We start from the raw sequence: 25,992 nt of genomic DNA on the forward strand, positions 1-25,992 counted from the left end.
ATCCTGAAATCCTTCCATCGGCGACGCAGCAGGTCGGTTTTTGCGGTTTTTGCGTCGGATGGATTTTGCGCGCTCCCTTCCGCTTGGGCATAAACCAAAGCCAAGAATCTCATAAAGCTGGAGAGCCGGAGAATGAAAACCCAAGTCAAAGCACTTGTTGTTGGCGGCGGCGCCGTTGGCACCTCGATCGCCTATCACCTGGCCAAGGCCGGCTGGGACGACGTCATGCTGATCGAGCGTGACGAGCTGACCTCCGGCTCGACCTGGCACGCGGCCGGCCTGCTGCCGCTGTTCAACATGTCCTATGCGACCACCCACATCCACAAGTACTCGGTCGACTTCTACAAGACCCTGGAAGAGGAAACCGGCCTGAACGCCGGCTTCGCCGTGGTGGGCAACCTGCGCATGGCGCAGACCCAGGAGCGTATGGACGAGTACATGCTCTACGCCTCCACCGCCGAGACCTGCGACGTTGCCTATGAGTGGCTGACTCCGGAGCAGATCAAGGAGCGCTGGCCGCTGATCGAGACCGGCGACCTGAAAGGCGCGATCTACCACACCGAAGACGGCTACATTAACCCCGCCGACGTGACCCAGGCGATGGCCAAGGGCGCCCGTCAGCGCGGCGTTGAAATCGTCCGCAAGCTGCAGGCCGATGCCTTCCACTGGACCGGCACCCACTGGGAAGTCACCTGCACCAAGATGGTCGAAAAAGGCGGCAACCTGGTGCCCTCTGACGAACAGGTGGTGATCACCGCCGAGCACGTCGTGACCGCATCCGGCAACCACGCGCAGCGCACCGCCAAAATGCTGGGCATCAAGATGCCGGCGATCCCGGTCGAGCACACCTTCATCGTCATGGACAAGGACCCCGAGCTGGTCAAATGGCGTGAAGCCGGCAACCCCGAGCACCCGGTTGTGCGCGACGCCGACAATGAATCCTATGCCCGCGAAGAGCGCGGCGGCTGGATCCTGGGCATCTACGAGCGCGGCGCACCGGCTCAGTTCGAGCACGGCGTGCCGGACAGCTTCCGTGCCGACCTGTTCCCGCTGGATCTGGACCGGATCGCCGAGCAGTACATGGCGATGGCCGAGCGCGTTCCGTCCTGCGCCGAATCCGGCCTGAAAGACGACTTCAACGGCCCGATCTGCTACACCCCCGACGGCAACCCGCTGGTTGGCCCGGCACCGGGCCTGCGCAACATGTGGCTGGCAGAAGGCTTCTCCTTCGGCATCACCGCCGCAGGCGGCACCGGCTACTACCTGGCGCAGATGATGGTCGACGGCGAAGCCGAGATCGACATGGCGTCGCTCGACCCCAAGCGCTACTCCTCCAACTGGATGACCACCGAGTTCGCGGCCCGCAAGAACGAAGAGTGCTATGAGCACGTCTACATCCTGCACCACCCGGACGAAGAGCGCCCGGCAGCCCGCCCGCTGCGCACCGCGCCCGCTTACGACCGTCAGAAGGCCCGCGGCGCACAGTTCGGCTGGGTCAACGGCTGGGAACGCCCCAACTACTTCGGCCCGCTGGATGCAGCTGACAACTTTGACGAAGAATCCCGCTCCTTCCGCCGCGGCGGCTGGTGGCAGTATGCTGTGGAAGAGGCGAAAGCCGTGCGTGAAGGCGTTGGCCTGATCGACGCAACCGCCTTCACCAAGCACGTCGTCAAAGGCCCCGGTGCCACCCAGTTCCTGGACTGGTTCACCTGCAACAAGCTGCCGAAGGTCGGCCGCATCAACCTGACCTACGCGCTGACTGTCTTTGGCACCACCCGGACCGAATACACCATCGTCCGCAACGGTGAGAACAACTACTATCTGGTCTCCGCCGGCGCCTGGTCCGAATATGACGCGGACTTCCTGCGCAAAGCGGCCGAAGACAAGATGGAAGAGTTCGGCTACATCGAGATCCAGGACGTGACCAGCCAGTGGGGCGTCTTCGCCATCGCAGGCCCCAAGTCCCGCGATGTGCTGAAAGAGGTGATCGTCGACGCCGATCCGGAAACCGCGCTGTCCAACAAGCGCTTCCCCTGGCTGTCGGCCAAGCAGATCGAACTGGGCATGTGCCCGGTGAACGCGATCCGCGTGGCCTACACCGGTGAGCTGGGCTGGGAACTGCATCACCCGATCGAGATGCAGAACTACCTGTTCGACCTGCTGGAGAAAGCCGGCGAGAAGCACGGCATGAAGCTGGTGGGTGCCCGCGCCCAGAACTGGCTGCGCCAGGAGAAATCCTACCGCGCCTTCGGCAACGAACTGGGCCGCGACGCGACCCCGCTGGAAGCCGACCTGCCGCGCTTTATCGACATGTCCAAGGACTTCCACGGCAAGGACAAGCTGGAAGAGACCGGCGTGCGCGTGAAGTGCTGCACTCTGCTGATCGACGGTCCGAGCGACGCCGATCCCTGGGGCCGCGAGGCGCTTTATGCCGAAGATGGCACCCGTGTGGGCCGCCTGACCTCCGGCGGCTACTCGGTGGCCTTCGAGAAATCCATCGGCATGGGCTATGTGAAGCCCGAGTTCGCGGTGGAAGGCACCAAGCTGCAGGTCAAGATCCAGGACAAACTGTGGGATGCGGTCGTCACCTGCGACAGCCCCTACGATCCGAAGAACGAGACCATCCGTCAAAACGGCTAAGTCTTACGTCAGAGATGAGAAAGCCCCGGCCAAAGTGCCGGGGCTTTTTCGTTATGCAGTTTGCGGCCCGCGGCGGTGCGAGGCTTACTGTTGTGCGGGCAGAATTCCGGTCATGTTTTCTTTTGCCTCTAGTTTGGTTTTCGCCGTCCGGGCGGCACAGTCCCCGCCCAGGGGAGACAGCTGGTATTCGGCGCGCAGGGGTGTTCTGTCATAGACCGTGCGGGTGAGCAAACCGCCAGCACCTTGGTTCCGCGAGGTCTTGGCCAGCGTCGTTTGCGAGACACCGTGGATCCGCCGCCGAAAGTCCTGGCCCCGCATTGGCCCGCCAAGCTTGGCGGCCAGCGTGAGCATCGTCCTTTTTTAGCAAGCCGGGCCAGGATGCCCGGGCCGGGCTGCTGGCTGGGAAGGCGTTAGGGGCAGAAATCTCTATGGTTACCCAGGGGTACCTAATTGACGGAAGAAACTAAGCGAACAATATCCTGCCCGCACACAATGCCGAACCGGAAAGGAAGCCTACCATGTTCAAGTCAATTCTGTTTGCATCCGCTATCGCTGCCACCGCCGCCATTGCGCAGGCCGGGGAACAGCACATTGTCAACTTCGATGACGTCGACTGGCAGCCTGCTGGGCTGGAAGGGGCCGAAATGGCAGTCCTCTGGGGCAGCGAGGAAGAAAGCTCGGCGATTTGGGCCTTTCGCCTGCAACCGGGCGTCGCGATCCCTGCGCACACCCATTCGGGCACCTACCGGGGGTTTGCGATCCAGGGCAACTGGGTCCACATTGATGCAGAGGGGCAGGAAGAGGTTACTGCACAAGAGGCCTTTGCCGTGATCGAGGCGGGAGAGCTTCACGCGGACCGCTGCGCGGGCCCTGGGGTTTGCATTAACATCCTCGACTTCGAAGGCGCGCGCGACATCGCTTTCCCTGAATAGGGCAAAACGGAATTGCAAATGCAAAGCGGGCGCCCCTCCCAGGCGCCCGCATTTTTCCGGGCCTCTGCATCGGTTGATCCGCGGGGTTGCAGGCAAATTTTGCCGTAAGGCAGGAGTATTGGGCCGGCGTAAATGGGCAGAACCGGCAGCCGCTTCGGCAGGTTTCTGGCCGTGTTTACCCTTCCGAAGCTCTCCCGCCCGTCACCGTTCGGATTGAAAATCCGAAGGTTCCCGTTGGGCCAAGCAGGCCGCGCCGGGGGCACGGCCTGCCGGGGGCTTGCGGCAGGCGGGCTGGCTTTTAGGAGGCCAGCGTTTGGGCGCGGGCGATGGCGGCTTGGAAATCGCCTTCGGGGTCCTGGGTCAGCAGTGAGGGCTGGAAGCGGAGCTCGGCGATGTTCTTGACGCCGGCCTGGTTCAGCCAGAACCGCAGGTAGGAGGACTGGTAGTCAACGCCGAATGCAGGCGAGGGCATTTCGGGACCATAGGCGCCGCTGGTCAGGGCCAGCACTGCGCGTTTGTTTTCCAGCAGGCCAAAGTAGCCGGTTTCCGGCTCCAGTCCCCACAGCAGCCCGGGCTGGTGGATCAGGTCAATGTACTGTTTGAGCCTGTAGGGGATGCTGCCGTTCCACATCGGAGAGGCGATCAGGTAGATGTCGGCGGCAATGAAGCGCTGGGCCAGGCTGCTGATCTGGTCCCAGGCACTGCGCTGCGGGTTGTTCTGATCCTGGCCGGTGATCACATTCATCTTGGCGGCCACCTTGTCGCCATCATAGTCCGGCAAAGCCTCCTGGGACAGATCCAGGATGTCGGTTTCGATCCCGGGCGAAGTCTCTTGCAGCCTGGCAAGATAGGCACTGGCCAGCGCGCCTGATTTCGACTCGGCGCCGCGGGGCGAGGCTTTGATAAACAGCAGTTTGGTCATGGTCCGGGGTCTCCTGTCCGGGGTAACGGGTTGCAGGAGCGATATGGCAAAGGCTCATTCGTGCAAAAAGATGTTGAATTGCAAAGGATCTGTGCGAAAAGTGCAAAGATGAATTCAGACGGCGCCGATAATCTCTTTGTACGTGTGACCGAAGCGGGCAGTTTTTCGGCGGCCGCGCGGGCGCTGGGGGTGGCGCCGTCTTCCGTGGCGCGCCAGATCCAGCAGCTGGAAAAGGATCTTGGCACGCGCCTGTTTCAGCGCACGACCCGCAAGCAAAGCCTGACCGAAGCGGGTGAACTGTACTACCGCCATGCCAAACGCGCGGCGGAGGAAATGGCGGCAGCCCGCAGCAGCATCGCGCGCCTGGCCGCGGCGCCGTCCGGCGTGCTGACGATCACGGTGGAGCCGGATCTGGCCGTGGCCCTGATTGCGCCGCTGCTGCCGGAGTTTCTGCGCCTGCACCCGGAGGTGAAAACCAGGCTGCTGTTCTCCGCTTCGCATGCGGATCTGGTGGAGGGCCGGATCGACCTGGCGATCCGCATGGGGCAGCTTGAGGATTCCGGCCTTGTTGCCCGCAGGATCTTCACCAGCCGTTCACAGCTTTACGCCAGCCCTGCCTATCTCCAGAGCCGCGGGACGCCCAGCCACCCTGCGGATCTGGCACACCATCAGTGCCTGTCGTTCCGGACCGGGGCGGATCAGGCCATATGGCGGTTCGAAACGCAGGACGGGATGTGCGAGGCCGCGGTCAGCGGCCCCGTCCAGGCGAACGGCCTGATGTTCCTGAAGGCAATGGCGCAGGCCGGATGCGGTATCATCATGATCCCGGACTGGAGTGTGCAGGCGGAACTGGCTGGCGGTGGTCTGGTTCCTGTTCTGGCGGAGTTCCCGTCTCATCCGTCCAGCACGCCTGTCAGTGCTGTTTATACCGGACGGCGCAATCTGGAGCCGAAAACACGCGCCTTTGTGGACTTTCTGGCGGCACGCTTGCCCGGGACGTAACGCTTGCAGCGCGGGTCCGGCTGCGCGGCTGGGCCACCGGCAATGCCGGACCGGAAAGTGCAGGGCTCTCAGCTCTCCCGCCCGTCACCGTTCGGATGTGAAATCCGAAGGTTCCCGTTGGGCCAGGCAGGCCGCGCCGGAGGCGCGGCCTGCCTGGCCCCCGTAGCGGCGCACGGAGTGCGGCGCAAGGCCTCGTCCAGGCTTTGCCGCCGGGTGCCGCACGGTCCTGTCGCGGGTGTCAGCCGCTCTTTTGGCTGCGCAAGGACCGGAAGTCGCTGCGGGTCAGCTCGCCGTTGCCATCGGCGTCAACCCGGGTGAAGAATTGCTCGGCCACAGAACGGAACTCAGCCTTGGAGATGCTGCCATTGCCATCCGCATCGGTGATGGCAAAGGGATCGGCATCGCCTGCACGCTTGGAGCTGCCGCCGCGCTTGCGCTGGCTTTTCAGCGCTTCCAGCATCGCCGAGTGCTCTGCCTTGTCCAAGCTGCCGTTGCCGTTGGTGTCGGCGCCGTCGAACTTGGCCACACGTGCTTCCACTGCCTCGGAGACGGTTACTTTGCCGTCGCCGTTCAAGTCCATTGCCTTGAGGCGCCCGCCGCCGGCATAAGCCGGCAGGGCAACGGCAGCTGTCAGGGCGGCGATCAGGATTTGTGTCTTCATTGTCAGGTCCTTTGGTAAAATCTCTGCGACGGTTTGTCCTTTCTGAAACGGGGCTGAAGCCGGTTTCCGGCGCAAAAAACCGGCAGATCTCACAGATGCGTCATTGATCCTCACAAGCTGTTGAAATCAAGGTCTAAAACCGGCGGGGGCGCCGCAAATGGGCGGCCTGTTTCCGACCCGCAGGGCGGGAATGAAGGCGAAACCTTCCGGTCCGGGCGGCACCGTTTTTCCCAGCCAGTTTGCCCGGAGGAGGAAAAATGGGGGAAATGAGCTTTGCCGGCGGTGTCTACACCACTTTGCCGGCCCGCAGCTATACGGATGAGGCGCTTTACGCCGAGGAGAAGGCGAAGATTTTCCGCCGGTCCTGGCAGCTGATCGGCCACGCCAACGATATTCCCAACGCAGGCGACTACGTGGTGGAGGATGTTTCCGGCACCTCCATTATCGTGATGCGCGGCCAGGACGGGGAGATCCGCGCCTTCTACAATGTCTGCATCCACCGCGGCCATGAGCTTTTGGAGGGCAAGGGCTGCGCCAAGAAGATGACCTGCCCGTATCACGCCTGGACCTATGATACCACGGGCCAGCTGCGCGCGGCGCCCAATGCCGCAAACTTCCCAGGTTTCGACAAATCGCAGCACAAGCTGCGGCAGGTACGTGCCGAGGTGTTCTTTGGCCTGGTGCTGGTCAACCTGGATGCGGATGCTGTGCCTTTTGCAGAGCTGGCAGCGGAAGCCATTCCGGAGATTCAGGACTATGCCCCTAATCTTGGCAGCTATCACCGTGCGGCGCGGACCGAGCGGCTGGCTTCGGCCAACTGGAAGGTGGTCGCTGAGAATTTCAACGAATGCTACCACTGCGCAGTGGTGCATAAGACGCTGACCACTGGCGTGGTGGATCCGGATGAATACCGCACCCGCGGCTTTGACTATGGTATCCGCCATGTCTCGCCCGCACGGCCCGACGAGAAGAAGAGCTATTCCTATGTGGCTGATCCGGAGGCGAAGACCGACAAGTTCCTGACCTGGTGGTTCTTCCCGCTGGTGGCGCTGCAGGTCTACCCGGGGGGCATCGTCAACACCTACCGGTGGAAGCCGATGGGAGTGAATAAGACCAGGATCGAGGTCGACTGGTGGCTGCCTGAAGCAACCCCGAATCCGGTGGAAGAGGAGATTATCCTGCAGCACCGCCACACCACCTTTGCCGAGGACGGGCCAATTGTGGACTCGGTGCAGCGGGGGCTGGAGTCCGGCGGGTTTGATACCGGGCCGCTGGTGGTGGATGCGGTCTGCTCATCCCAGTCGGAACACCCGATCATGGCGTTTCTGGAGCACTACCGGGCCGCCATGGCACGCAGCTGATGCTTTTTCCCCTGCAGCACGCGTGAGCCCTGCCGCCCCGGATGCCCGTCCGGGGCGGCTTTTTCGTGCATGAGGCATGTGCGGAGTTGAGAGATGTTTGAGGCTGAGCGCTGAGTAAATACAGAGGCTTTTGCAGCCCAGCCTGGCGTGTCAAAGGGGATCTTAGCGCAAAAATTGCGCAAACCCAGGGGAATGGCCTGAATTATTTCCCGTGAAAAACATGGGTTTCACCCATTCCTTTTCCGGAATGCTTCGGCCTATGCTTATTTTATGAGCAACTCATGTGTCAGAAGGCGGATGGGGATCAGGAGGAGACCGGTCTGTTTCCCGGGGCTGTGGCGTTTGCGGCCTTCTGGTGCCGCCTGTGTCCGGCGCGGGCTGGCTTCGTCAGAGGCGGACGGCGTTTTACCGGCCGCTTTTGCCCGAGTTCTCAAAACTGTTCAGCGCCGTTTCAATCCAGCGCAGAGCCGCCGCAATGGCAGCTTCGGCTGCGGCGCGTTCTTCGCGGCAGCCGGCGGTGAAGTAATACTCCTGCAACTGCAGCAGGTGCTGAGAGGCTTTTTCGAAATCTGCAGGAACAAACTGGCGCATCGGACATCCGTCTTGCGGAAAGTGAGGTGCTGATGACCTGGTGAATTTGAGCGCGGAGGCAATCTCTTCTTGTGCGGCAATACAAGGATTGAAGAAACCGCCCCCGGCCACTCTTGAAAAATGCAACCATTTACAAGGGTTTGATAGGTTTGGGTAAAATCAAGGACAACCTGCAAAGCCGCGAAGTGCAGCTTTTTGACATGTACGGGGACCCGCCGCAGTTCACGTTGCATGAAATGAGACTGGTATTCCGTACCAGGATTTTCCTGAATTACGCCGCGGCGGTGGTGCTGCTGCTGACCGCGTTCGACACCCACGGCTACCGCGCCGGGGGGATGCACCTGGCTGCAAACGTGTTCCTGTGGGCGGTGTGCGTGGCCTGTTATGTCACGGTTTACGCGGCGGTGCTGGCGGCCTGGGTGGCGCTGGCGCCGGGCGGGCGTGTGGTGCGGCTGTTCCGGCTGGTGCCGATGACGGCAGCAATGTCGCTGACCACGGTGGTGGTGCTGGCGATGGCCGCGCAATATTCCATGCTGGCCTTTGGCATGCCTGCGCTGATGCGGCATATTCCCTATAATCTGCTGCTGAGTTTCACCTTTGAATCGCTGCTGGTTCTGTTCATCCTGCCCCACATCGACACAAGCCTGGGCCTGGGCCTGTACCGCAAGGCTGAGCGGGCGGCGGAACCCGCAGCGGCGCCGTCTGCCGCGCCTGCCGCAGTGACCGAGGAATGGATTGAGGACCCGGTTCAGGATCCCTCTCCGGCGGCAGAGCCTGCTTCCGCGCGCCCGGTGGTTCTGGGCGGCAAAAGCTTCGCTTTGGAGGACCTGCGCTACGTGAAGTCGGAGGAGCATTATCTGCGGGTCGCTACACAGACCGGGCAGCAGACCTTGCGCGGGCGACTGGGCGACTTGATTGCGCAGGTGCCGGCCGGAGCGGGCATCCAGCCGCACCGCTCCTGGTGGGTGGCGCGTGCGGCCGTGGCGGGGCTGAAACGCGGCAGCCAAAGCGATGTGCTGCTGCTGGAAGAGGGCATCCGGGTGCCGGTCGCACGCGGCCGCCGGGCCCAGGTGCGCGAGACCGCCCGGGATTGGCAGATCACCGAGCATTAGGGTCCAGCCTTAGGGCCGGCCGGCTGCAACCGTGTGCGCGGAGCAGAAATGAAAACGCCCCTCCGGCTGGAAACCGGGAGGGGCGGCGCCTGGCCCATGCCAGGACAAGGACGGGGAGAGGTGGTCCGTCCCGAGAGAGCGGATCAGTCGTTGGCGGTTTCGGCCAGCTCCATATGGCCCCAGCCGCGCGACAGCACCTTGCGCAGGATCGGCTCGAAGAACTCCAGCGGCTTGGTCGGGTAGTCCGGGTCAAAGGCGCATTGGTCGTATTTCTCGCAGAAATAACGGCAGTCTTCCCAATAGGGGCTGTCGCGGTACTTGTCCCGGGCGTTGCGGTCGCCGCCGAAGTGGTGGTTGTAGTAGAAGCCCTGGAACACGCAGTGATGCTTGAGGATCCAGTAGGTCTTCTCGCTGACATAGGGCTTCATCATCGCCGCCGACAGCTCGCCGTGGTTGTAGGGGGACAGGATGTCGCCGGTGTCATGCACCAGGGCAGCCACGATAATCTCGTCATCGGCGCCGTCCTCATAGGCGCGGGTCGCGGCCTGCAGGCTGTGCTGATAGCGGTTCACCGGGTAGGGGGTCCAGTCCTCGTCCAGCGAGCGGATGGCGTCCAGGATGCGGTCGGGCAGGGCGGCGTTATAGGCCTCCTCATAGGCTTCCACCGCGGCCCAGTCTTCGGGCGTGGCTTCTTCGAAACTGGTCCAGGTTGGCTTGTGGCTTTTGTCCAGCATGTCGCGAGTCCTTTGGTTGATCTGGGGGCAGGGTAGCGAAAGCAGAGTGAGCAGGAAAACGAATTGATTTGTTCAATCCGAGCAGAAATAGTGATCACATGCAGATCAACGCTTTTGAGACTTTTCTGGCTATAGAGGCCGCGGGCAGTTTTCACGGTGCTGCGCGGGAATTGAACATCACCCAGACGGCGGTCAGCGCCCGGATCAAGGCGCTGGAGGAGGCCTTGGGCGCCACCCTGTTTGAGCGGGGGCCGGGCGGCACCAGGCTGTCGGCGGCAGGGCGGCAGTTCCTGCCTTACGCCGAGCAGATGATCCGCACCTGGGAGTTTGTTTCCGGCGATTTGCGGGCGAGCCTGGCGGGCCGGGTGTCGCTGCGGCTGGGGGCGCAGCTGTCGGTTTGGGATCCTTTGCTGGTCGATGTGGCGGTGTGGCTGGAGCGGGCCCGCGGCGCGGTGCCGTTCACGCTGAACTATGACCATGGTCTGAACATGGCAGAGGCGGTGGCGCGCAGGCTCTTGGACCTGGCGATTGTCAATGAGGTGCCGGCGGGCACCCGCCTGGGGGTCGAGGAGCTGCCGCCCGAGACGCTGGTGCTGGTGTCGGACCGTCCGCTGCGGCTGGGCCGGGATGAGCTGCCTTTGTTCATCAACCTCGAGTTTGGAAATGAATACACTGCCCAGCTGCAGCAGGTGCTGCCGCAGCGCAGCCGCCAGCACATCGTGCTGGGCAATGCGCCGATGGGGCTGCGGTATTTGATGAAGCGGGGCGGCATGGGGTATTTTCCGGCCTATATGGCAGCAGAGGCGCTGGCGGCGGCGCAGATCCACAAGGTGGAGGATGCACCGCAAATCAGTCTGAGCTGCAAGGCGCTGTATCTGGCGGACAACCCGGCGCTGGAGCAGATCCTCCAGGTGCTGCAGGGGCTGAGGGAGGTCCGGGCCGGCGGTTAGTTCAGAAAATTCCGGGCGGGGCTTCGGCAGCTGAGGGAGGAGGACGACCATGACACGACTGACAGGCCGCTGCCAATGCGGAGCCATTGCCTGGTCCGCGGACGGTCCCGTCCTGTGGGCGGGCCATTGCCATTGCGACAGCTGCCGCCGGGCCAGCTCTGCCGCCTTCACCAGTTTCTTCGGAGTGCAGCGCGCAGGTGTTGCTTGGCGGGGCGCGCCTGCTGTCAACCGGTCCTCTGCCGCGGTGGAGCGCGGGTTCTGTGCCGCCTGCGGAACGCAGCTGTTCTACCGATCCACGCGTTGGCCTACGGAAACCCACCTGTTTGCCGCAACGCTGGATGACCCGGTCCAGTTCCAGCCCAAGGCGCATTTCCACTGGGCTGAGCGGGTATCCTGGGTGCAGGTTGCAGACAGCTTGCCGAAATTTGCAGGTTCGGCCGAGGGAGCCGAGCCAGTGGAGAACGGCTGATCAGCGGGTCAGCTGGTGGTAGCACTCCATCGCTTTGGCGGCATACATCATCGCCGGGCCGCCGCCCATCTGGATTGACATCGCCAGCACATCCCCAACCTCTTCCTGGCTGGCCCCGGCCTTGACCAGCGCTTCCACATGCAGGGCAATGCAATCCTCGCAACGCAGGGCAACTGCGATGCCCAGGGCCACGAATTCCTTCTGCTTGAACTCCAGCACACCGCCCTGTTTCACCGATTTGCCAAGAGCGCCAAAGGCCTGAGCGGTTTCCGGAATGGCGCCGTTCAGAGTACGCAGGCGGCTGCGAGTCTCATCCAGTTTCTCGTGCCAGCTCATGTCATTTCTCCATACACATTCTGTTTGAGAGATGTGTATGGATCTGCCGGAGGCGCGGCTTTGATCCAGGTCAGAAGGGGGGCTTTTCGGACACCAGCGCCAGGTTGTTGGCGGGCATTTCCACTGCCTGCAGCAGATCCAGTCCGGCGCCCTGCAGCCAGTCTATCGTATCGAAATCGTCCTTGTAGCCGGTCTCGGGGTCGTGGGCAGTGAGTGTCGCGTGAAAGCGCTGGTCGCCGTCGCTGGTCAGCTCGCCGCCGCGCATGAAGGGGCCGTAGATCACGAAGCGCCCGCCCGGGGCGAGGGCAGCGGCGGCCTCGCGGATGAGGATGCGGGCTTCGCCTTCGCTGATCAGATGCAGGAGGTTCACCAGCACGATCAGGTCCTGGCCTGCGTGCGCGGCTCCCCAGCCGGGCGCGGTGGCGTCTAGGACGAGGGCCGGGGAGATATTGGTGAGCCCGCTGTCTGCGGCATAGGCCTGGATACTGGCGCGGCGGGCCTCGTCCACTTCGGTCGGCTGCCAGTGCAGGCCAGGCAAGCGGGCGGCATAAGCCACGGCGTGCTGGCCGGTGCCGCTGGCGATTTCCAGTGCGCGGCCTTTGGCCGGTGCAAATCCGGCCAGAAGATCGCACAGCACGTCCGCGTTGCGGGCGGCGGCGGGCGCAAAGAGCTTGCCGTCCTGCGGTGCGGCGACCGAAGCGGCGCCGGGAACGGACCGAACCGGCATCAGCGCAGCCTCGCCGGAGACAAGGCAGCGACGGCGGCGGCGTCCAGTGCAGGCTGCCGGTCCGCGACCAGGTCTGCCAGCAGCTGCGCCGCGGCGGGCGAGGTTTGCACGCCATAGCCGCCCTGGCCCGCGCTCCAGATGAAGCCTGGGTGCGCAGGGTCCGGTCCCAGCACCAGCGCGCCGTCGGGGGCAAAGCTGCGCAGGCCGGCCCAGCTGGTTTCAACCCGGGTGACCGGCTCGGTCACGTTTTCCTCATAGCGGGCCAGGCCCTCGGCCAGTACCATGTCGTCCGCATAAGCGTCGTGGGGATCAACCGGCTCGGCCTCGGCCGGGGAGACCAGCAGCTTGCCGGCATCCGGTTTCGCATACCAGGTTTCACCAGCCCCCATAATCATCGGCCAGGAGGTCACGTCATGGCCGCCCGGGGCGGGCAGCCGTGCCATCGAGCGGCGTTTGGGCTGCAGCCCGATGGGGGTAGCGCCTGCCATCACGGCGATCCGGTCGGCCCAGGCACCAGCGGCATTGACAAGCTGCCTGGCTTCATAGGTTTCACCGCCTGCGGTGACCTGCCATCCGGCGGCGGTGCGGGTAATGGCTGTGACCGGCGCGCGGGTTTTGATGACGGCGCCATTGGCGCGGGCCGCCTTGGCAAAACCCTGCAGCAGCAGGTCGGCGTCCAGGTCCTGGGCATCGGCGTGAAAACCCGCCATGGTGACGCGTTCGGGGTGCAGGATCGGGACTTTGGCGCGGGCCTCTTCGCCCGAGATCGGCTCCAGATCCAGCTCTTTCAGGCCCTGAGCAAAAACCTCGGCGTTCTGCGGACCGCCCACCAGCATGAAGCCGCGCGGCGACAGGCAGCCCTGGGCTTGGTGATGCGCGGCGCTGGCGCGGGACAATTCCACCACCGGTGCTGGCCCGTAGGTCTCGGCAAACATCGCAGCGGAACGCCCCGAGGCATGGTAGCCAAGCGCGTCTTCCATCTCCAGCAGGGTGACGCTGCCGAGTTCCGACAGCCGTGCGGCTGCTCCGGTTCCGGCAAGCCCGCCGCCAATGACGAGGAAATCCTGCATAGGGTCAGCGCTCCTGTTCTTCCAGCCGGTCGGTGGCGGGTGCCGGGCGCGGGCTGAGGGATTCGATGGCCTGGTACAGCTCTGTGTCCATTTGGAAGTCCAGCGCCGCCAGAGAGGGCTGCAGTTGCTCTGCATTGCGGGCCGAGATGATCGGCATCGGCGCGGTGGGGTGGGCGGCGGCCCAGGCGACGGCGAGGGTGGCAGGGTCGGTGCCGCGCTGGGCGGCCAGCTCCATCAGGGCCTTGGCGGTTTCATGCATGACCGCGGGGCTGTAGCGGGTGCTGTAGCCCTTGTCCTCGGTGATGCGGCCGGTGCCGCCGGCGGCGTATTTGCCGGTCAGCAACCCGCCGCCCAAGGGGGAGTAGGGCGCCACGGCGATGCCCTGGTCAGCGCACATCGGCAGGATCTCAACCTCAACCTGGCGCTTTACCAGTGAGTACATCGGCTGGAGGATGTCCACGGTGATGCCGGAGGCGAGCCCGGCCATCTGCGCCTTCATCACCTGCCAGGCGGCAAAGTTCGACAGGCCTGTATAGCGGATCCTGCCCTCATCCTTGAGGGCGGCAAAGCAATCCATGGTTTCGCGCAGATCAGTGCCGGGATCGAACTTGTGCAGGTAAAGCACATCCACGCTGTCTAGCTGCAGCCGCCGCAGGCAGGTGTCCAGCTGGGCACGCATGTTGGCGGCCCCTGCGCCGCCTTCGTAGGCGACCTTGGTGGCGATCAGCAGTTGGTCGCGCTCAGGTTTGATCAGCTCCCCCAGAATCTGTTCCGAGCGGCCCTCGGTATAGACCCAGGCGGTGTCGAAATGGGTGATGCCGGCGGCGCGGCTGGCGGCGTACATCTCTGCCGACTGGCGCTCATCGGCGCGGCCGCCGAACTGCATGCAGCCAAAGGCAAAGCGGCTGGCCGGGGTGCCATCGGGGCTGGTCAGAATCTGGCGTGCTGTCTGGGTCATGCGGCGGAGCTTGGCACAGGGGCGGGCGGCTGGGAAGGCGGTTTTGCCAGCTTGTACGGTTGCCGTAGGATGCCACAATGCCGCCCGGTTTTGCTGCCATGCTGGAGCCTGGCAAATGGCCCGGTACCAGGCCCGGTACCAGGGCTGTGCGGAATGGAGAGTGAATGTGAAACAGTTTCTGATGATCGGGGCCGCTGCCCTGCTGGCCGCTTGCAGCCCGTTCGACGAGCCGGATTACTGGTCCGCCACCCGGACCGGCCACGGCGTGCAATCTGCAGTACAGGCACAGGCGCCGGCGGAAGAAGGCGCCGATTACCGCGCAGCCGCGCTGGCCGATGCGGGGTATTCCGGAGCCGCCATGCGGCCGGGGCTTCACAAAACCCTCACCGGAGCGCCCTGGCTTGTCGCCCACTCCGCGGGCTTTCAGGCGGGCGGGGTGCGGCAGACGGGACAGCTGGCTGCAGGCTCTGCTCTGACTTACATGGCGTCGGAGCGAAAGTCGCCCTATGCCGCCAAAACCCATCTGGGAGACGCCCAGACACGGTTCCGGATTGTCACCGTGGACGGCAGCAGCTTTGCGGTGCTGTTTGCCATTAACATGCCGAACAAAGAGCTGCGGGCCAAGGACAGCCCGGCGTTGCGGAACCTGACGGCGCATGTGGCGCGGATTTCTGGCTGCTCGGTGACCGGAGCCGCGGTGGCGCAACGCGACGGCGGGCTGGTGCACAGACTGGCCGCGCCGGTGCGCTGTTCCTAAGGGGCAGCCGGCGGGCGCGGCAAGCGGCTGGCCCGGCCTCGCCGGGCCGCGCCTGACCTATGTTCAGGGGAAGGCGCAGCTGCGCCCAGCCAAGGCCTGATGCGGTCTCAGATGAGCCGGTCAGTCTGCAAAACAGAGCTTATTGCCGTCCAGATCCCTGACATATGCGGAAAACCGCGGCCCGCGCTGGCCTGGCACCCCTTCGCAGGTGCCCCCCAGCTCAACCGCCCTTTGGTGCAGCCGTGCTGCTTCTTCAGCAGACCCGGTGCTGAACCCCACCATGGCGCCATTGCCGCTGGTGGCCGGTTCGCCGTTAAAGGGAAGGGCCGCGGCAAAGGCAAAATCGTCCCGCAGCCAGTAAGTCATTCTCGCGGAGGGTTGCACCTTGGCAAACCCTGAGTGTTCAAAAAGCGCGTCGTAGAATTCGACCGACGCGTCCATGTCGTTGGTTCCAACAACGGCGTAATTCATTTTCACAGGCAATCTCCAATATGCGTGCCGGGTTTCCGGGCAGCAAAAATCCGGTGAAAGAGACTGCCGGCCGGCTTGTGGGCGGGTGTAACCGCATGTCTGTGACAGGGTGTGTCAGCAGTCTGCCAGGCGCATCAATGTCTTGCCGTCAAAAGGAAAGGCCCGCCTGAATGGCGGGCCTTTCACATGTCAGGTGCAGCGGCTTACTGCGGGATGTCGCCTTCCAGGCCTTCGACATAGAAGTTCATGCCTGCCAGGGTTCCGTCATCGGCGGTTTCGCCCTCTGCCAGCCAGTCGGAGCCGTCCTGCTTTTTGATCGGGCCGGTGAAGGCGTGGTAGGAGCCATCCGCCAGCGAGTCCTTGATCGCCAGGGCAGCGGCTTTTACATCCGCCGGAACCGCGTCGGAGATCTCGCCGATGCCCACCATGCCGGCGCCGATGCCGTCCCAGGTGTCCTTGCTCTCCCAGGTGCCGTCGATCACGGCCTTGGTGCGGGCGATGTAGTAGGGCGCCCAGTCATCGATGATCGAGGAAACGCGCGGTTTCGGCGCGTATTCCGACATGTCGGAGGCCTGGCCGAAGGTGATCACGTTGCCTGCGGCCTGAGCGGCGGCCTGCGGTGCGGTGGAGTCGGTGTGCTGCAGGATCACGTCAGCGCCCTGTTCAATCAGAACTTTTGCTGCGTCAGCCTCTTTCGCCGGGTCGAACCAGGTGAAGGCCCAGACGATCTTGAACTCGACGTTGGGGTTCACTTTCTTGGCGTGGATATAGGCGGAGTTGATTCCGCGGATCACTTCCGGGATCGGGTAGGAACCGATGTAGCCGATGATGTTGCTCTCGGTCATGTGGCCCGCGATGGTGCCCTGAACCGCGCGCCCCTCATAAAAACGTGCGGAATAGGTCGAGACGTTGTCCGAACGCTTGTAGCCGGTGGCGTGCTCGAATTTCACGTTCGGGAATTTCTTGGCGACGTTGATGGTCGGATCCATGTAGCCGAAGGAGGTGGTGAAGATCAGGTCGGCGCCTTCCAGCGCCATCTGGGTCATCACGCGCTCGGCGTCCGGGCCTTCGGCGACGTTTTCAACGTATACGGTTTCGACCTTATCGCCGAATTCGGCCTCAACCGCCTTGCGGCCCTGGTCGTGCTCATAGGTCCAGCCACCGTCGCCGACGGGGCCGACATAGACAAAGCCTACCTTGGTGGTGTCGGCCATCGCTGCGCCTGCAGCCAGGCCAAGCGCCACGGCGGCGCTGGTCAGGAGGTTGGTCAGTTTCATCAAATTGCTCCCCAGTTTGGATATTTTGGCCCCGGGGCTCCCGGGGCAGTGAAAAGCCCCCCGCTAACGGGAGGCGTGGAAGTTGCGGCCAAGCGAGGCAGGTGCGCTGCTTTTGTCCGCGGAAAGGATAACAAGCACAAGGATCGTAATCAGATAGGGCGACATTGCCAGATACTCGACCGGAATGGCAACGCCTGCCGCCTGCAGATTGAGCTGCACCACGGTGACCCCGCCGAACAGATAGGCCCCCAAGAGCGCACGCCAGGGTTTCCAGCTGGCAAAGACCACCAGCGCCAGGGCAATCCAGCCGATGCCGGCGGTCATGCCCTCGGTCCACTGCGGCACCCGGATCAGGCTGATGTAGGCGCCGCCGAGGCCCGCACAGGCCCCGCCGAACATGATCGCCAACAGGCGGATCTTGATCACCTTGTAGCCGAGCGCATGGGCGGCGTCGTGGTTTTCACCCACCGCGCGCAGCACCAGGCCGATGCGGGAGTATTTCAGCACCCACCAGACCGCGGCGGTCAGGGCGATGCCGAAGTAGAGGATGATGTCATGGCCGAACAGGATCGGGCCGACAACGGGCAGGTCGCTCAGGACGGGGATATGGATATCGCCCATCTGCGGCGGCTTGATGCCGACATAGGACTGCCCCATCAGCGCTGACAGACCAAGGCCAAAGAGCGTCAGTGACAGTCCCGAGGCCACCTGGTTTGCCTGGGCAAACTGGGTGAGGATGGCAAACAGGATCGACAGGGCGGCGCCTGCGATGGCAGCCGCGATGAAGCCGAGCAGCGGCGAGCCGCTTTCAACAGCCGTGGCAAAGCCAGCGATTGCGCCAACGATCATCATCCCCTCGACCCCGAGGTTCAGCACACCTGACTTTTCGACCACCAGTTCACCGATGGCCGCCAGCAGAAGCGGGGTTGCCGCCACCATCAGCGAGGCGATGAGCAGGACCGGATTGATTGCAGAAAGATCCATTGTCGTTACCTCGCCGCTAGTTCGTCGTTAAGTAGGTCGCCGCAAAGACTGCGGCTCCGGCGGAGAGGCTCAGGACATTCCAGAGCCGTTCCTTCATTGGCTTTTTCTGTTTGGTCGGTTCGGCTGACTGCTTTTCTGAAAACCCATCCACGACAAGGCTGATCAGAAAAATCAGTAGGAGGTCTCCGAAAAAAATGAGGCCGAACACAAAGCTGACGAACAGCGTGAGGTAAATCCCCAAAGACAGCCATATCAGCAGGAACGGAAGCATGTAGCCAAGCGCAAACCATCCTAGATTGGCTAGCAGGAGATTGAAGATTTTCCATTCTTTGTTCTCCTTGCTCATGCCTGGACCGGCTTGCCGACGGCAATGCGGAAATTGGTGAGCAGGTCAAAGGCCAGCAGGAAGAACAGAAGCATCCCCTGGAACACCTGGATGGCTGCGGCGGGCAGCTGCAGGTTCGACTGCGCGATGTCGCCGCCGATATAGGTCAGCGCCATCAGCCCGCCCGCCAGCAGGATGCCCACCGGATGCAAGCGGCCCAGGAAGGCGACGATGATTGCGGTGAAGCCGTAGCCGACGTTGAAGTCGATGGTGATCTGGCCGGAGGGACCCGAAACTTCGAACAACCCGGCAAGGCCCGCCAGGGCGCCGGAGGTGCCGAGGCAGAACAGCACCAGCCGGGTGGGGTTCACGCCGGCAAACTTGGCCGCGCGCGGGGCTTCGCCGGTCAGGCGGATGTGGTAGCCGGTCATGTGCCGGTTCAGCAGCACATAGGCAAAGATCACCGCAATCAGCGCCGCAACCACGCCCCAATGCATGCCGGAGCCTGTGATCAGCTCGGCATTATGGGCGCTGTCCCAGGACTGCAGGTTGCGCGAGCCGGGGAAACCGAAGCCCTCCGGGTTCTTCAGCAGGCCCAGCGAGACCGAGGCGAGGAACTGCTCGGCCACATAGACCAGCATCAGGGAGACCAGGATTTCATTGGTGCCGAAACGGGTTTTCAGCACCGCCGGGATCATCGCCCAGGCCCAGCCGCCAAGCGCGCCGGCAACCACCATCAGCGGGAAGATGAAGAAGGACTCGGCTGGATAGAAGGCAAGGCCCGCCCCGGCGCCGCAGATGGCGCCCATGATGTACTGGCCTTCAGCGCCGATGTTCCAGATGCCGGCGCGAAAGCCCAGCGACAGGCCGATGGCGATCAGAACCAGCGGCGCGCCTTTGACCAGAAGCTGCGGGCGGTAGTAGAAAGAGAACTCGCCAAACAGCGGCTCCCAGAAAATAGTGCGGATCGCCTCCACCGGCGGTTTGCCAAGCGCCGCAAACAGCAGCCCGCCAAACAGCATCGTCGCCAGCACCGCTACCAGCGGTGTCGCCATCGACCAGGCGCGCGACGGCTGCGGCCGTTTCTCAAGCCGGATCATTCAAACGCCCCCTGCTTCTTCTTTGTAAAAATACTCTCGCCGAAGGCGAAAGAACTGCGGGTGGTCTCAAACATGCGCCACCTCCATGCCGTGGGCGCCGCCCATCATCAGGCCGATCTCATCCACGGTCAGGCCCGTTGCCTCGCGCGGGGCGCTGAGGCGGCCTTCGTTCAGGGCGGCAAAGCTGTCGGAGATTTCCATCAGCTCGTCCAGATCCTGGCTGATACAGATCACCGCGGCGCCTTTGGCTGCGAGATCCAAGAGCGACTGGCGTATGGATGCGGCAGCGGCGGCATCGACGCCCCATGTCGGCTGGTTCACCACCAAGACGTCCGGGTCCTGCAGCACCTCGCGGCCAATCACAAACTTCTGCAGGTTGCCGCCAGACAGCGAGCGCGCCGCATTGCCAGGCCCAGGCGTGCGCACGTCAAAGGCTTTGATGACGCGTTCGGCAAACTCCTTGGTCTTGCCCCAGTCGAGAAAGCCGTTCTTCTCCAGCCCCTCGCGCACTGATCCGGTGAGCATGGCGTTTTCCGTCAGGCTCATATCCGGCGCAGCCGCATGGCCGAGCCGTTCCTCGGGCGCGGCCAGTACACCCAGCTGGCGCCGCGCGGTCGGACCCAGCTTGCCGATGGGTTGCCCGTGCAGCTTGACAGCGTCTGCCTCAGTCAGAGTTTCGCCTGACAAGACGCCCAGCAGCTCATCCTGGCCATTGCCGGCGACACCGCCGATGCCCAGAATCTCGCCTTTGCGCACCGTCAGATGCACATTTTTCAGCGCAGTGCCAAAGGCCGAAGGGGCGGGCACCGACAGCCCGGAGATATCCATCGCCACATCTCCGAACTCGCGGCTCTCGCGCTGCGGCGTCTGCAGGGTGCTGCCGACCATCATCTCGGCCATATCGCGGGCCGAGGTCTCAGAGGGCGTGCATTCGCCGACGTTCCTGCCCAGTCGCAGGATGGTGGCGTGGTCGCAAAGCGTGCGGATTTCCTCCAGCTTGTGCGAGATATAGAGGATCGAGGTGCCCTCGGAGCGCAGTTTCTGCAGCGTCTCGAACAGGATGTCGACTTCCTGCGGTGTCAGCACCGAGGTCGGCTCATCCATGATCAGCAGCTTCGGATCCTGCAGCAGGCAGCGGATGATCTCGACCCGCTGGCGTTCGCCCGCGGACAGGTCGCCGACGGTGCGGAACGGGTCCAGCGGCAGGCCGTAGGTTTCGGATACTTCGCGGATCCGGGCCGCCAGATCGCGCATCTCGGGCGGGTTCTCCATCCCCAGCGCGATATTCTCGGCCACATTCAGCGCGTCAAACAGCGAGAAATGCTGGAACACCATGGCGATGCCGTCAGCGCGCGCGGCGCGCGGCTCGGCAGGGGCAAAAGGCTCGCCGCGCAGCAGCATCTGGCCGCTGTCGGGCTTCACCAGCCCATAGATCATCTTGACCAGCGTCGATTTCCCGGCGCCGTTTTCGCCGAGGAGCGCATGCACCTCGCCCTCGCCGATGTCAAAGGAGACAGTGTCATTGGCCACCACTCCGGGGTAGGCCTTGGTCAGGCCCTGCAGGCTCAGCAATGGTACAGTCACGCGCGTGCGCCCTCTCTCTGTTCTTCTCTTTCACCGTGCCGCAGCAGCTGGGCTGCCACGCCGACCGCAATCATTTGCGGATGTTTCCCAAGCTGCGGATCGCCGATCGGGCAGGTGATCCTTGCGATGTGCCCGGGCGCATGCCCCAGGGCGGCAAGACGCGAGCGGAACCGCGCCCATTTGGTTTTGGAGCCGATCAGCCCGGCAAATGCGAAATGATGACTCAACAGCGCGTGGCATAGCGCCAGATCCAGCGCATGGGAATAGGTCAGCACCAAATGTGCCGCGTTTTCAGGCGCATGGGATACCAGTAACGCTGGGTCAGAAGCCGGGGCCGCGGTGACGGAAGCCGGGATTTCCGGCGGAAACCGGTCCGCGCCGGTGTCGACCCAGGTGATCTCCAGATCCGGCAGCGGTGCCAGCACATTCACCAGCGCCCGCCCGACATGGCCTGCGCCCCAGATCCAGACCGGGCTGCAGGGGCGGTGGACCGGTTCGATCATCCAGCCGTCCGCCAGCTGCGGCTCAGGTGCCAGTCCTTGGCTGCGGGCCTTGGCAAGGATACGTTTCACGGACATGGGCATCGTCGCCGGAGCCGCAGGGCGGGCGATGATTTCGCTATCCAGCGCGTCCACATCCGCGGCTTCATAAACTTCGCTGAGCAGCGTGACTGCACCGCCGCAGCACTGGCCCAGATCCGGCCCCAGCGCATGGGTGCTGAGTTTCCTGGGTACGATCTGTTCCCGCGCGGCTTCCGCGGCCTCATACTCCAGCGTGCCGCCGCCGATGGTGCCGCTCTGGCCCTCCTGCCAGACCAGCATTGCGGTCCCTGTTTCACGCGGAGAGGAGCCGCGGATGGCCGCGATCACCACCCGCACCACACGGCCATGTTCGGCAACGGCTTGGCGGAGGGCCTGAACATCAAATCCCATCGCGCACCCTCCGGATTGCGCGCCAGACCTCTTCCGCTGTGGCGGGTGCATTCAGCGCCGGGTAATCGGTGCCAAAGGCCGAGACCGCATCGCTGAGGGCCAGCCAGGCGGAGATGCCCAGCATAAACGGCGGCTCCCCCACTGCCTTGGAGCGGTAGATGGTGTCCTCGCGGTTCCGCCCATCGTATAGGGCCACGTTGAACACATCCGGCCGGTCCGAGCAGGCGGGGATCTTGTAGGTCGAAGGCGCATGGGTCCTGAGCCGCCCGGCCTCGTCCCAAACCAGTTCCTCGGTGGTGAGCCAGCCCGCGCCTTGCACATAGCCGCCTTCGATCTGGCCGATGTCCAGCGCCGGGTTCAGCGAGGCGCCGGCGTCATGCAGGATATCGGCGCGCAGGATGCGGTTCTCGCCGGTGAGCGCGTCCACCGCCACTTCGGTCACCGCGGCGCCATAGGCGAAGTAGTAGAACGGGCGGCCCTGGCCTTTGATCCGGTCCCATTCCACCTTGGGGGTCTTGTAGAAGCCGGTGGCCGACAGGCTGACCCGGCCTTGGTAACAGGCGGCGGCGGCCTTATCGAAGGTCATCTCATCCTGGCCGATCCGCACCTTGCCGTTCTCAAACACCACATCGCCGGGGCTGGCCTGGTGCTGCAGCGCCAGATGCTCGGCCATGCGGTCGCGGATGGTGTCGCACGCGGCTTTCACCGCCATGCCGTTCAAATCCGAACCCGAAGAGGCCGCAGTGGCCGAGGTATTGGGCACCTTGCCGGTGTCGGTGGCAGTGATCTTCACCTTCTCCAGCGGGATGCCAAAGCGGCTGGCGGCCACCTGCGCCACTTTCTGGAACAGCCCCTGGCCCATCTCAGTGCCGCCGTGGTTCAGATGCACCGAGCCGTCCTGGTAGACATGCACCAGCGCGCCCGCCTGATTCAGATGTGTGAGCGTAAAGGAAATCCCGAATTTTACCGGCGAAAACGCAATGCCGCGCTTCAGATGCGTCTGCCCCGCATTCCACTTTGCAATCGCCGCCTTGCGTGCCGCATAATCCGAACTGCGCAGCAAATCCGCCGTCATCCCATGCAGCTCAAAATCCGTGACCTCCATGCCGTAGGGCGTGGAATTGTCTTTCCTCTTGCCGGAAGTATCCCGGGGGGAAGGGGGGGCAGAGCCCCCCTCCGCCGGTGCGGCATAGTAGTTCCGCCGCCGCAGCTCCGCCGGGTCCAGCCTCAGGTCATGGGCAATATGGTCCATCACCCGCTCGATCCCCACCATGCCCTGCGGGCCGCCAAAGCCGCGGTAAGCAGTGGCGCTTTGCCGGTTGGTGCGCAGCCGGTGGCTTTCGATGCGGACGTTTGGGATCAGATAGGCGTTGTCAGCATGCAGCATGGCGCGGTCGGCCACCGGCAGCGACAGGTCCTGGGCCCAGCCGCAATCTACCAGATGCAGAAACTCGACACCTTGCAGATGCCCGTCCCGGTCAAACCCGGCGCGGTAGGAGATGCGGAAGGCGTGGCGTTTGCCGGTGATCACCATGTCGTCGTCGCGGTCATAGCGCATCTTGCAGGGCTTGCCTGTGAGACGGGCGGTGACGGCGCAGGCGACAGCAAGTGCGTTGCCCTGGCTTTCCTTGCCGCCAAAGCCGCCGCCCATGCGGCGGGTCTCAACCCTGACGCTGTGCATCGGCAGGCCGATGGCGTCGGCAACCTTGTGCTGTATTTCGGTCGGGTGCTGGGTGGAGGAGAAGACATGCATGCCGCCATCCTCCTGCGGCCAGGCCATGGCTGCCTGGCCTTCGAGATAGAAATGCTCCTGGCCGCCCAGCTCGAATGTGCCTTCGACGGTGCGGGGGGCATTGGCGATGGCGGTTGCGGCATCGCCTTTCTGATAGATGCGCGGGCCTTCCTCAAACCGGCTGTCTGCGGCCAGCGCCGCGTCCAGGGTCAGGAGGGCGGGCTCTTCGGCGTAGTCCACCCGGCCTTTGCGGGCGGCAATGCGGGCGTTGCGGTGGCTGTCTGCCGCCACCAGGAATACCGGCTGGCCGACATAGTTGACAGTGCCCGCCGCCAGCAGCGGTTCATCATGGATCGAGGGCGAGACGTCGTTGGAGAAGGGCAGCCCCTTGGCGGTCAGCACCGCCACGACGCCGGGGCTCTGCTGCACATCACTGAGGTGCATGCCGGTGATATGGCCGCGGGCGATGGGGGAGAGGCCGAAGGCCAGATGCAGAGTGCCCTTGGGCGACGGGATGTCGTCGACGTAGCGCGCGCTGCCGGTCACATGCATTTGGGCGGCATCGTGGGAGAGGGGTTTGGTGACGCTCATGGTTTCACCTCCAGCACCGACACCGGCTGGCCGTTTCTCTCGGCAAAATAGCGCAGGAGCATGTTGCGTGCGGTCTCCAGCCGGTAGACGGCGGAGGCGCGCATGTCGCTCATTGGGGTGAAATCCTGATCGAGGACTGCAGCGGCGGCCTGGATTGAAGCCTCAGCCCAGGGCTGACCGGCGAGGGCGGCCTCGGTGTTTGCGGCCCGCTTCGGAATGCCGGCCATGCCGCCGTAGGCGATGCGGGCGGCGGTGATGGTGCCGTCTTCCACCGTGACGTTGAAGGCGCCAAGCACGGCGGAGATGTCCTGGTCGAAGCGTTTCGACAGTTTGTAGACCTTGAGCCTGTCCGGCTGGCGCGGGAAGCTGACCGCTTCGACAAATTCGCCGGGCGCCCGGTCCTGCTTGCCGTAATCGAAGAAGAAATCCTCCAGCGGCAGTTCGCGGCGGTCATCGCCTTTGCGCAGGTGGACGGTGGCGTTAAGCGCGATGAGGGCGGGCGGGGTGTCGCCAATTGGTGAGCCGTTGGCGATATTGCCGCCGACAGTGGCGGCGGCGCGGATCTGCTGCGAGGCGAAGCGGCGCAGCATTTCGGCGAAAGATGGGTGCAGCGGCTGCATCGCGGCGCGCAAGGCGTTCATGTCCACCATGGCGCCGATACGGACGGTGCTGTCCGTTACCTCAATGTCTTTCAGGTCGGCGCAGCCGTCGAGGACGATCATCTGCGGCAGGTGGCGGAGCTGCTTGGTGACCCAGAGGCCGACGTCGGTGGCGCCGGCCACCAGGGTGGCGTCCGGGTTGGCGGCATAGAGTTCCGCCAGTTCATCGGCTGAAGCCGGGCAGAGAGGGGGCGCTGCCTCAGGTTTGCCGGAGGGGGGCGCTGCCCCCCGGCCTGCGGCCTCCCCCCGGGATTTTTCGGGCAAGAGGAAGGGGGCATCCTGGGCGATCCAGTCCGGAACCGGCGCGCCCTTGGCGGCCTCCGCCGCGCGGATAATCGGGGCGTAGCCGGTGCAGCGGCAGAGGTTGCCTGCCAGCTGGTCGTCAAAGTCGGTGGCGCCGTTGGTGTGGGCGGTCACCATCGACATGATGAAGCCCGGGGTGCAGAAGCCGCATTGGCTGCCGTGGTGGTCCACCATCGCCTGCTGCACCGGGTGCAAGGTGCCGTCCGGGCCCGCGGCGCCTTCGACGGTGCGCACGGACTTGCCCTGCAGTTGGGGCAGGAACAGGATGCAGGCATTGAGGGCCTTCGCTCCACGTGAATCCGTCACCATGACGGTGCAGGCGCCGCAATCGCCTTCGTTGCAGCCTTCCTTGGTGCCGGTGAGGCCCTTCTCTTCGCGCAGCCAGTCCAGCAAAGTTGCCGAAGGGTCTGCGTCAGCGATGCGGACGTCTTCACCGTTCAGACGAAAGGTGAGTGCCATCTTCCCGAGACCCGCCGCGTTACCCTGTTAACCCGGTGTGCCTTCCTTCGATGCGGCGTAGAAGGAGAGGCGGGCTGTTTATTGCTTGCTAAGACCAGCCTAGGGAGCAGGTCCTTGTCAAAGCAAGGAAAACCCGTGCTGCATTGCAGTATTTTGCGGCGCAAGAAAGTTGCTGCTGTGGCGGGTAGCCCGTTATTTTTTATGCTTTTTACCTGTATCTTTCGGTTTGGCTGCTCCGGCGGGGCGAAACAGCTTCAAAAATATCCTGAAAATCGGCGGGGCTGTTTGGCTATTCCGGGCGGCGGAGGGGCAGTTGGCTCTTTCGCCCTGAGCCGCCAATAAGATAGCGTGGC

27 protein-coding genes are annotated in these 25,992 nt (G+C 63.8%); 9 read left to right on the plus strand and 18 right to left on the minus strand.

Annotation, left to right across the window (positions count from 1 at the left end; translation table 11 throughout):
* Positions 1 to 132: 132 nt before the first annotated feature.
* Complete coding sequence (locus tag RA19_RS02430) at positions 133 to 2,640, plus strand: GcvT family protein (protein WP_039159255.1); 2,508 nt, start codon at positions 133 to 135, stop codon at positions 2,638 to 2,640.
* Positions 2,641 to 2,724: 84 nt separating this feature from the next.
* On the opposite strand, the gene RA19_RS02435 is transcribed toward RA19_RS02430, so the two are convergent.
* Positions 2,725 to 2,991, minus strand: a complete 267-nt coding sequence (locus RA19_RS02435; RefSeq protein ID WP_052261612.1) for a winged helix-turn-helix transcriptional regulator — start codon at positions 2,989 to 2,991, stop codon at positions 2,725 to 2,727.
* A 167-nt stretch (positions 2,992 to 3,158) separates the two neighbouring features.
* On the opposite strand from RA19_RS02435, the gene RA19_RS02440 reads away from it, so the two are divergent.
* Complete coding sequence (locus RA19_RS02440) at positions 3,159 to 3,572, plus strand: cupin domain-containing protein (RefSeq protein WP_039159256.1); 414 nt, start codon at positions 3,159 to 3,161, stop codon at positions 3,570 to 3,572.
* Between the two features lie 298 nt (positions 3,573 to 3,870).
* On the opposite strand, the gene RA19_RS02445 is transcribed toward RA19_RS02440, so the two are convergent.
* Positions 3,871 to 4,494 (minus strand): FMN-dependent NADH-azoreductase, encoded by a 624-nt coding sequence (locus RA19_RS02445; protein WP_039159258.1) that lies wholly within the window; start codon positions 4,492 to 4,494, stop codon positions 3,871 to 3,873.
* Between the two features lie 108 nt (positions 4,495 to 4,602).
* On the opposite strand from RA19_RS02445, the gene RA19_RS02450 reads away from it, so the two are divergent.
* On the plus strand, positions 4,603 to 5,496 hold the full coding sequence (locus RA19_RS02450; protein ID WP_039159260.1) for a LysR family transcriptional regulator: 894 nt from the start codon (positions 4,603 to 4,605) through the stop codon (positions 5,494 to 5,496).
* Between the two features lie 238 nt (positions 5,497 to 5,734).
* Here the strand turns inward: RA19_RS02450 and RA19_RS26845 are convergent, their stop codons facing one another.
* Positions 5,735 to 6,157, minus strand: a complete 423-nt coding sequence (locus RA19_RS26845) for an EF-hand domain-containing protein (RefSeq protein ID WP_039159262.1) — start codon at positions 6,155 to 6,157, stop codon at positions 5,735 to 5,737.
* 257 nt (positions 6,158 to 6,414) lie between these two features.
* On the opposite strand from RA19_RS26845, the gene RA19_RS02460 reads away from it, so the two are divergent.
* A complete protein-coding gene (locus RA19_RS02460) occupies positions 6,415 to 7,518 on the plus strand; it encodes an aromatic ring-hydroxylating oxygenase subunit alpha (protein WP_082020433.1) in 1,104 nt (367 codons plus the stop codon).
* A 405-nt stretch (positions 7,519 to 7,923) separates the two neighbouring features.
* Here RA19_RS02460 and RA19_RS26415 read toward each other — a convergent pair whose 3' ends face one another.
* Positions 7,924 to 8,220, minus strand: coding sequence for a hypothetical protein (locus RA19_RS26415; RefSeq protein WP_152615662.1), 297 nt, complete (start codon positions 8,218 to 8,220; stop codon positions 7,924 to 7,926).
* 38 nt (positions 8,221 to 8,258) lie between these two features.
* Between RA19_RS26415 and RA19_RS25625 the strand changes: the two genes are divergently transcribed.
* On the plus strand, positions 8,259 to 9,221 hold the full coding sequence (locus tag RA19_RS25625) for a LytTR family DNA-binding domain-containing protein (protein WP_052261614.1): 963 nt from the start codon (positions 8,259 to 8,261) through the stop codon (positions 9,219 to 9,221).
* 143 nt (positions 9,222 to 9,364) lie between these two features.
* On the opposite strand, the gene RA19_RS02475 is transcribed toward RA19_RS25625, so the two are convergent.
* Complete coding sequence (locus tag RA19_RS02475; protein WP_039127659.1) at positions 9,365 to 9,955, minus strand: HD domain-containing protein; 591 nt, start codon at positions 9,953 to 9,955, stop codon at positions 9,365 to 9,367.
* A gap of 98 nt (positions 9,956 to 10,053) precedes the next feature.
* Here RA19_RS02475 and RA19_RS02480 point away from each other — a divergent pair, with 98 nt between their 5' ends.
* A complete protein-coding gene (locus tag RA19_RS02480; RefSeq protein WP_039159267.1) occupies positions 10,054 to 10,905 on the plus strand; it encodes a LysR family transcriptional regulator in 852 nt (283 codons plus the stop codon).
* A 49-nt stretch (positions 10,906 to 10,954) separates the two neighbouring features.
* Entirely contained in the window at positions 10,955 to 11,374 is a 420-nt protein-coding gene (locus RA19_RS02485) for a GFA family protein (protein ID WP_052261615.1), read from the plus strand.
* On the opposite strand, the gene RA19_RS02490 is transcribed toward RA19_RS02485, so the two are convergent.
* The 4 genes from RA19_RS02490 to RA19_RS02505 all read right to left on the minus strand — a co-directional run bounded on the left by RA19_RS02490 (position 11,375) and on the right by RA19_RS02505 (position 14,465).
* A complete protein-coding gene (locus tag RA19_RS02490) occupies positions 11,375 to 11,710 on the minus strand; it encodes a carboxymuconolactone decarboxylase family protein (RefSeq protein ID WP_039159269.1) in 336 nt (111 codons plus the stop codon). It abuts the gene before it with no gap.
* Positions 11,711 to 11,780: 70 nt separating this feature from the next.
* Positions 11,781 to 12,437 carry a DUF938 domain-containing protein gene (locus RA19_RS02495; protein ID WP_039159271.1) on the minus strand — a complete coding sequence of 219 codons (657 nt, stop codon included), beginning with the start codon at positions 12,435 to 12,437 and terminating at the stop codon, positions 11,781 to 11,783.
* Positions 12,437 to 13,507, minus strand: coding sequence for an NAD(P)/FAD-dependent oxidoreductase (locus tag RA19_RS02500; protein WP_039159273.1), 1,071 nt, complete (start codon positions 13,505 to 13,507; stop codon positions 12,437 to 12,439). Before RA19_RS02500 ends, RA19_RS02495 begins: the two co-directional genes overlap by 1 nt.
* 4 nt (positions 13,508 to 13,511) lie before the next feature.
* Positions 13,512 to 14,465, minus strand: a complete 954-nt coding sequence (locus RA19_RS02505; RefSeq protein WP_039159275.1) for an aldo/keto reductase — start codon at positions 14,463 to 14,465, stop codon at positions 13,512 to 13,514.
* 166 nt (positions 14,466 to 14,631) lie between these two features.
* On the opposite strand from RA19_RS02505, the gene RA19_RS02510 reads away from it, so the two are divergent.
* Positions 14,632 to 15,222, plus strand: coding sequence for a hypothetical protein (locus RA19_RS02510; RefSeq protein ID WP_039159277.1), 591 nt, complete (start codon positions 14,632 to 14,634; stop codon positions 15,220 to 15,222).
* A 120-nt stretch (positions 15,223 to 15,342) separates the two neighbouring features.
* Here RA19_RS02510 and RA19_RS02515 read toward each other — a convergent pair whose 3' ends face one another.
* The 9 genes from RA19_RS02515 to xdhA form a co-directional block, all read right to left on the minus strand.
* Positions 15,343 to 15,693 carry a VOC family protein gene (locus RA19_RS02515; protein WP_241479017.1) on the minus strand — a complete coding sequence of 117 codons (351 nt, stop codon included), beginning with the start codon at positions 15,691 to 15,693 and terminating at the stop codon, positions 15,343 to 15,345.
* A 203-nt stretch (positions 15,694 to 15,896) separates the two neighbouring features.
* Positions 15,897 to 16,970, minus strand: coding sequence for a BMP family ABC transporter substrate-binding protein (locus RA19_RS02520; RefSeq protein WP_039159281.1), 1,074 nt, complete (start codon positions 16,968 to 16,970; stop codon positions 15,897 to 15,899).
* Between the two features lie 63 nt (positions 16,971 to 17,033).
* The gene (locus RA19_RS02525) at positions 17,034 to 17,954 is read right to left on the minus strand and encodes an ABC transporter permease (RefSeq protein ID WP_039159283.1); all 921 of its coding nucleotides are present in this window, start codon (positions 17,952 to 17,954) and stop codon (positions 17,034 to 17,036) included.
* Positions 17,955 to 17,970: 16 nt separating this feature from the next.
* Positions 17,971 to 18,300, minus strand: a complete 330-nt coding sequence (locus tag RA19_RS02530) for a hypothetical protein (RefSeq protein ID WP_039159284.1) — start codon at positions 18,298 to 18,300, stop codon at positions 17,971 to 17,973.
* A complete protein-coding gene (locus tag RA19_RS02535) occupies positions 18,297 to 19,379 on the minus strand; it encodes an ABC transporter permease (RefSeq protein ID WP_039159287.1) in 1,083 nt (360 codons plus the stop codon). Before RA19_RS02535 ends, RA19_RS02530 begins: the two co-directional genes overlap by 4 nt.
* Before the next feature lie 66 nt (positions 19,380 to 19,445).
* A complete protein-coding gene (locus tag RA19_RS02540) occupies positions 19,446 to 20,963 on the minus strand; it encodes an ABC transporter ATP-binding protein (protein ID WP_039159288.1) in 1,518 nt (505 codons plus the stop codon).
* A complete protein-coding gene (gene xdhC / locus RA19_RS02545) occupies positions 20,960 to 21,895 on the minus strand; it encodes a xanthine dehydrogenase accessory protein XdhC (RefSeq protein WP_039159290.1) in 936 nt (311 codons plus the stop codon). Before xdhC ends, RA19_RS02540 begins: the two co-directional genes overlap by 4 nt.
* Positions 21,885 to 24,218, minus strand: a complete 2,334-nt coding sequence (gene xdhB / locus RA19_RS02550; protein ID WP_039159292.1) for a xanthine dehydrogenase molybdopterin binding subunit — start codon at positions 24,216 to 24,218, stop codon at positions 21,885 to 21,887. Before xdhB ends, xdhC begins: the two co-directional genes overlap by 11 nt.
* On the minus strand, positions 24,215 to 25,639 hold the full coding sequence (gene xdhA / locus RA19_RS02555) for a xanthine dehydrogenase small subunit (protein ID WP_039159294.1): 1,425 nt from the start codon (positions 25,637 to 25,639) through the stop codon (positions 24,215 to 24,217). Before xdhA ends, xdhB begins: the two co-directional genes overlap by 4 nt.
* A gap of 114 nt (positions 25,640 to 25,753) precedes the next feature.
* On the opposite strand from xdhA, the gene RA19_RS26420 reads away from it, so the two are divergent.
* Positions 25,754 to 25,981, plus strand: coding sequence for a hypothetical protein (locus RA19_RS26420; protein ID WP_152615663.1), 228 nt, complete (start codon positions 25,754 to 25,756; stop codon positions 25,979 to 25,981).
* The last annotated feature ends 11 nt before the right edge of the window (positions 25,982 to 25,992 follow it).

It is taken from the genome of Leisingera sp. ANG-M1 (genome assembly GCF_000813745.1).
Taxonomy (GTDB): Bacteria; Pseudomonadota; Alphaproteobacteria; order Rhodobacterales; family Rhodobacteraceae; genus Leisingera.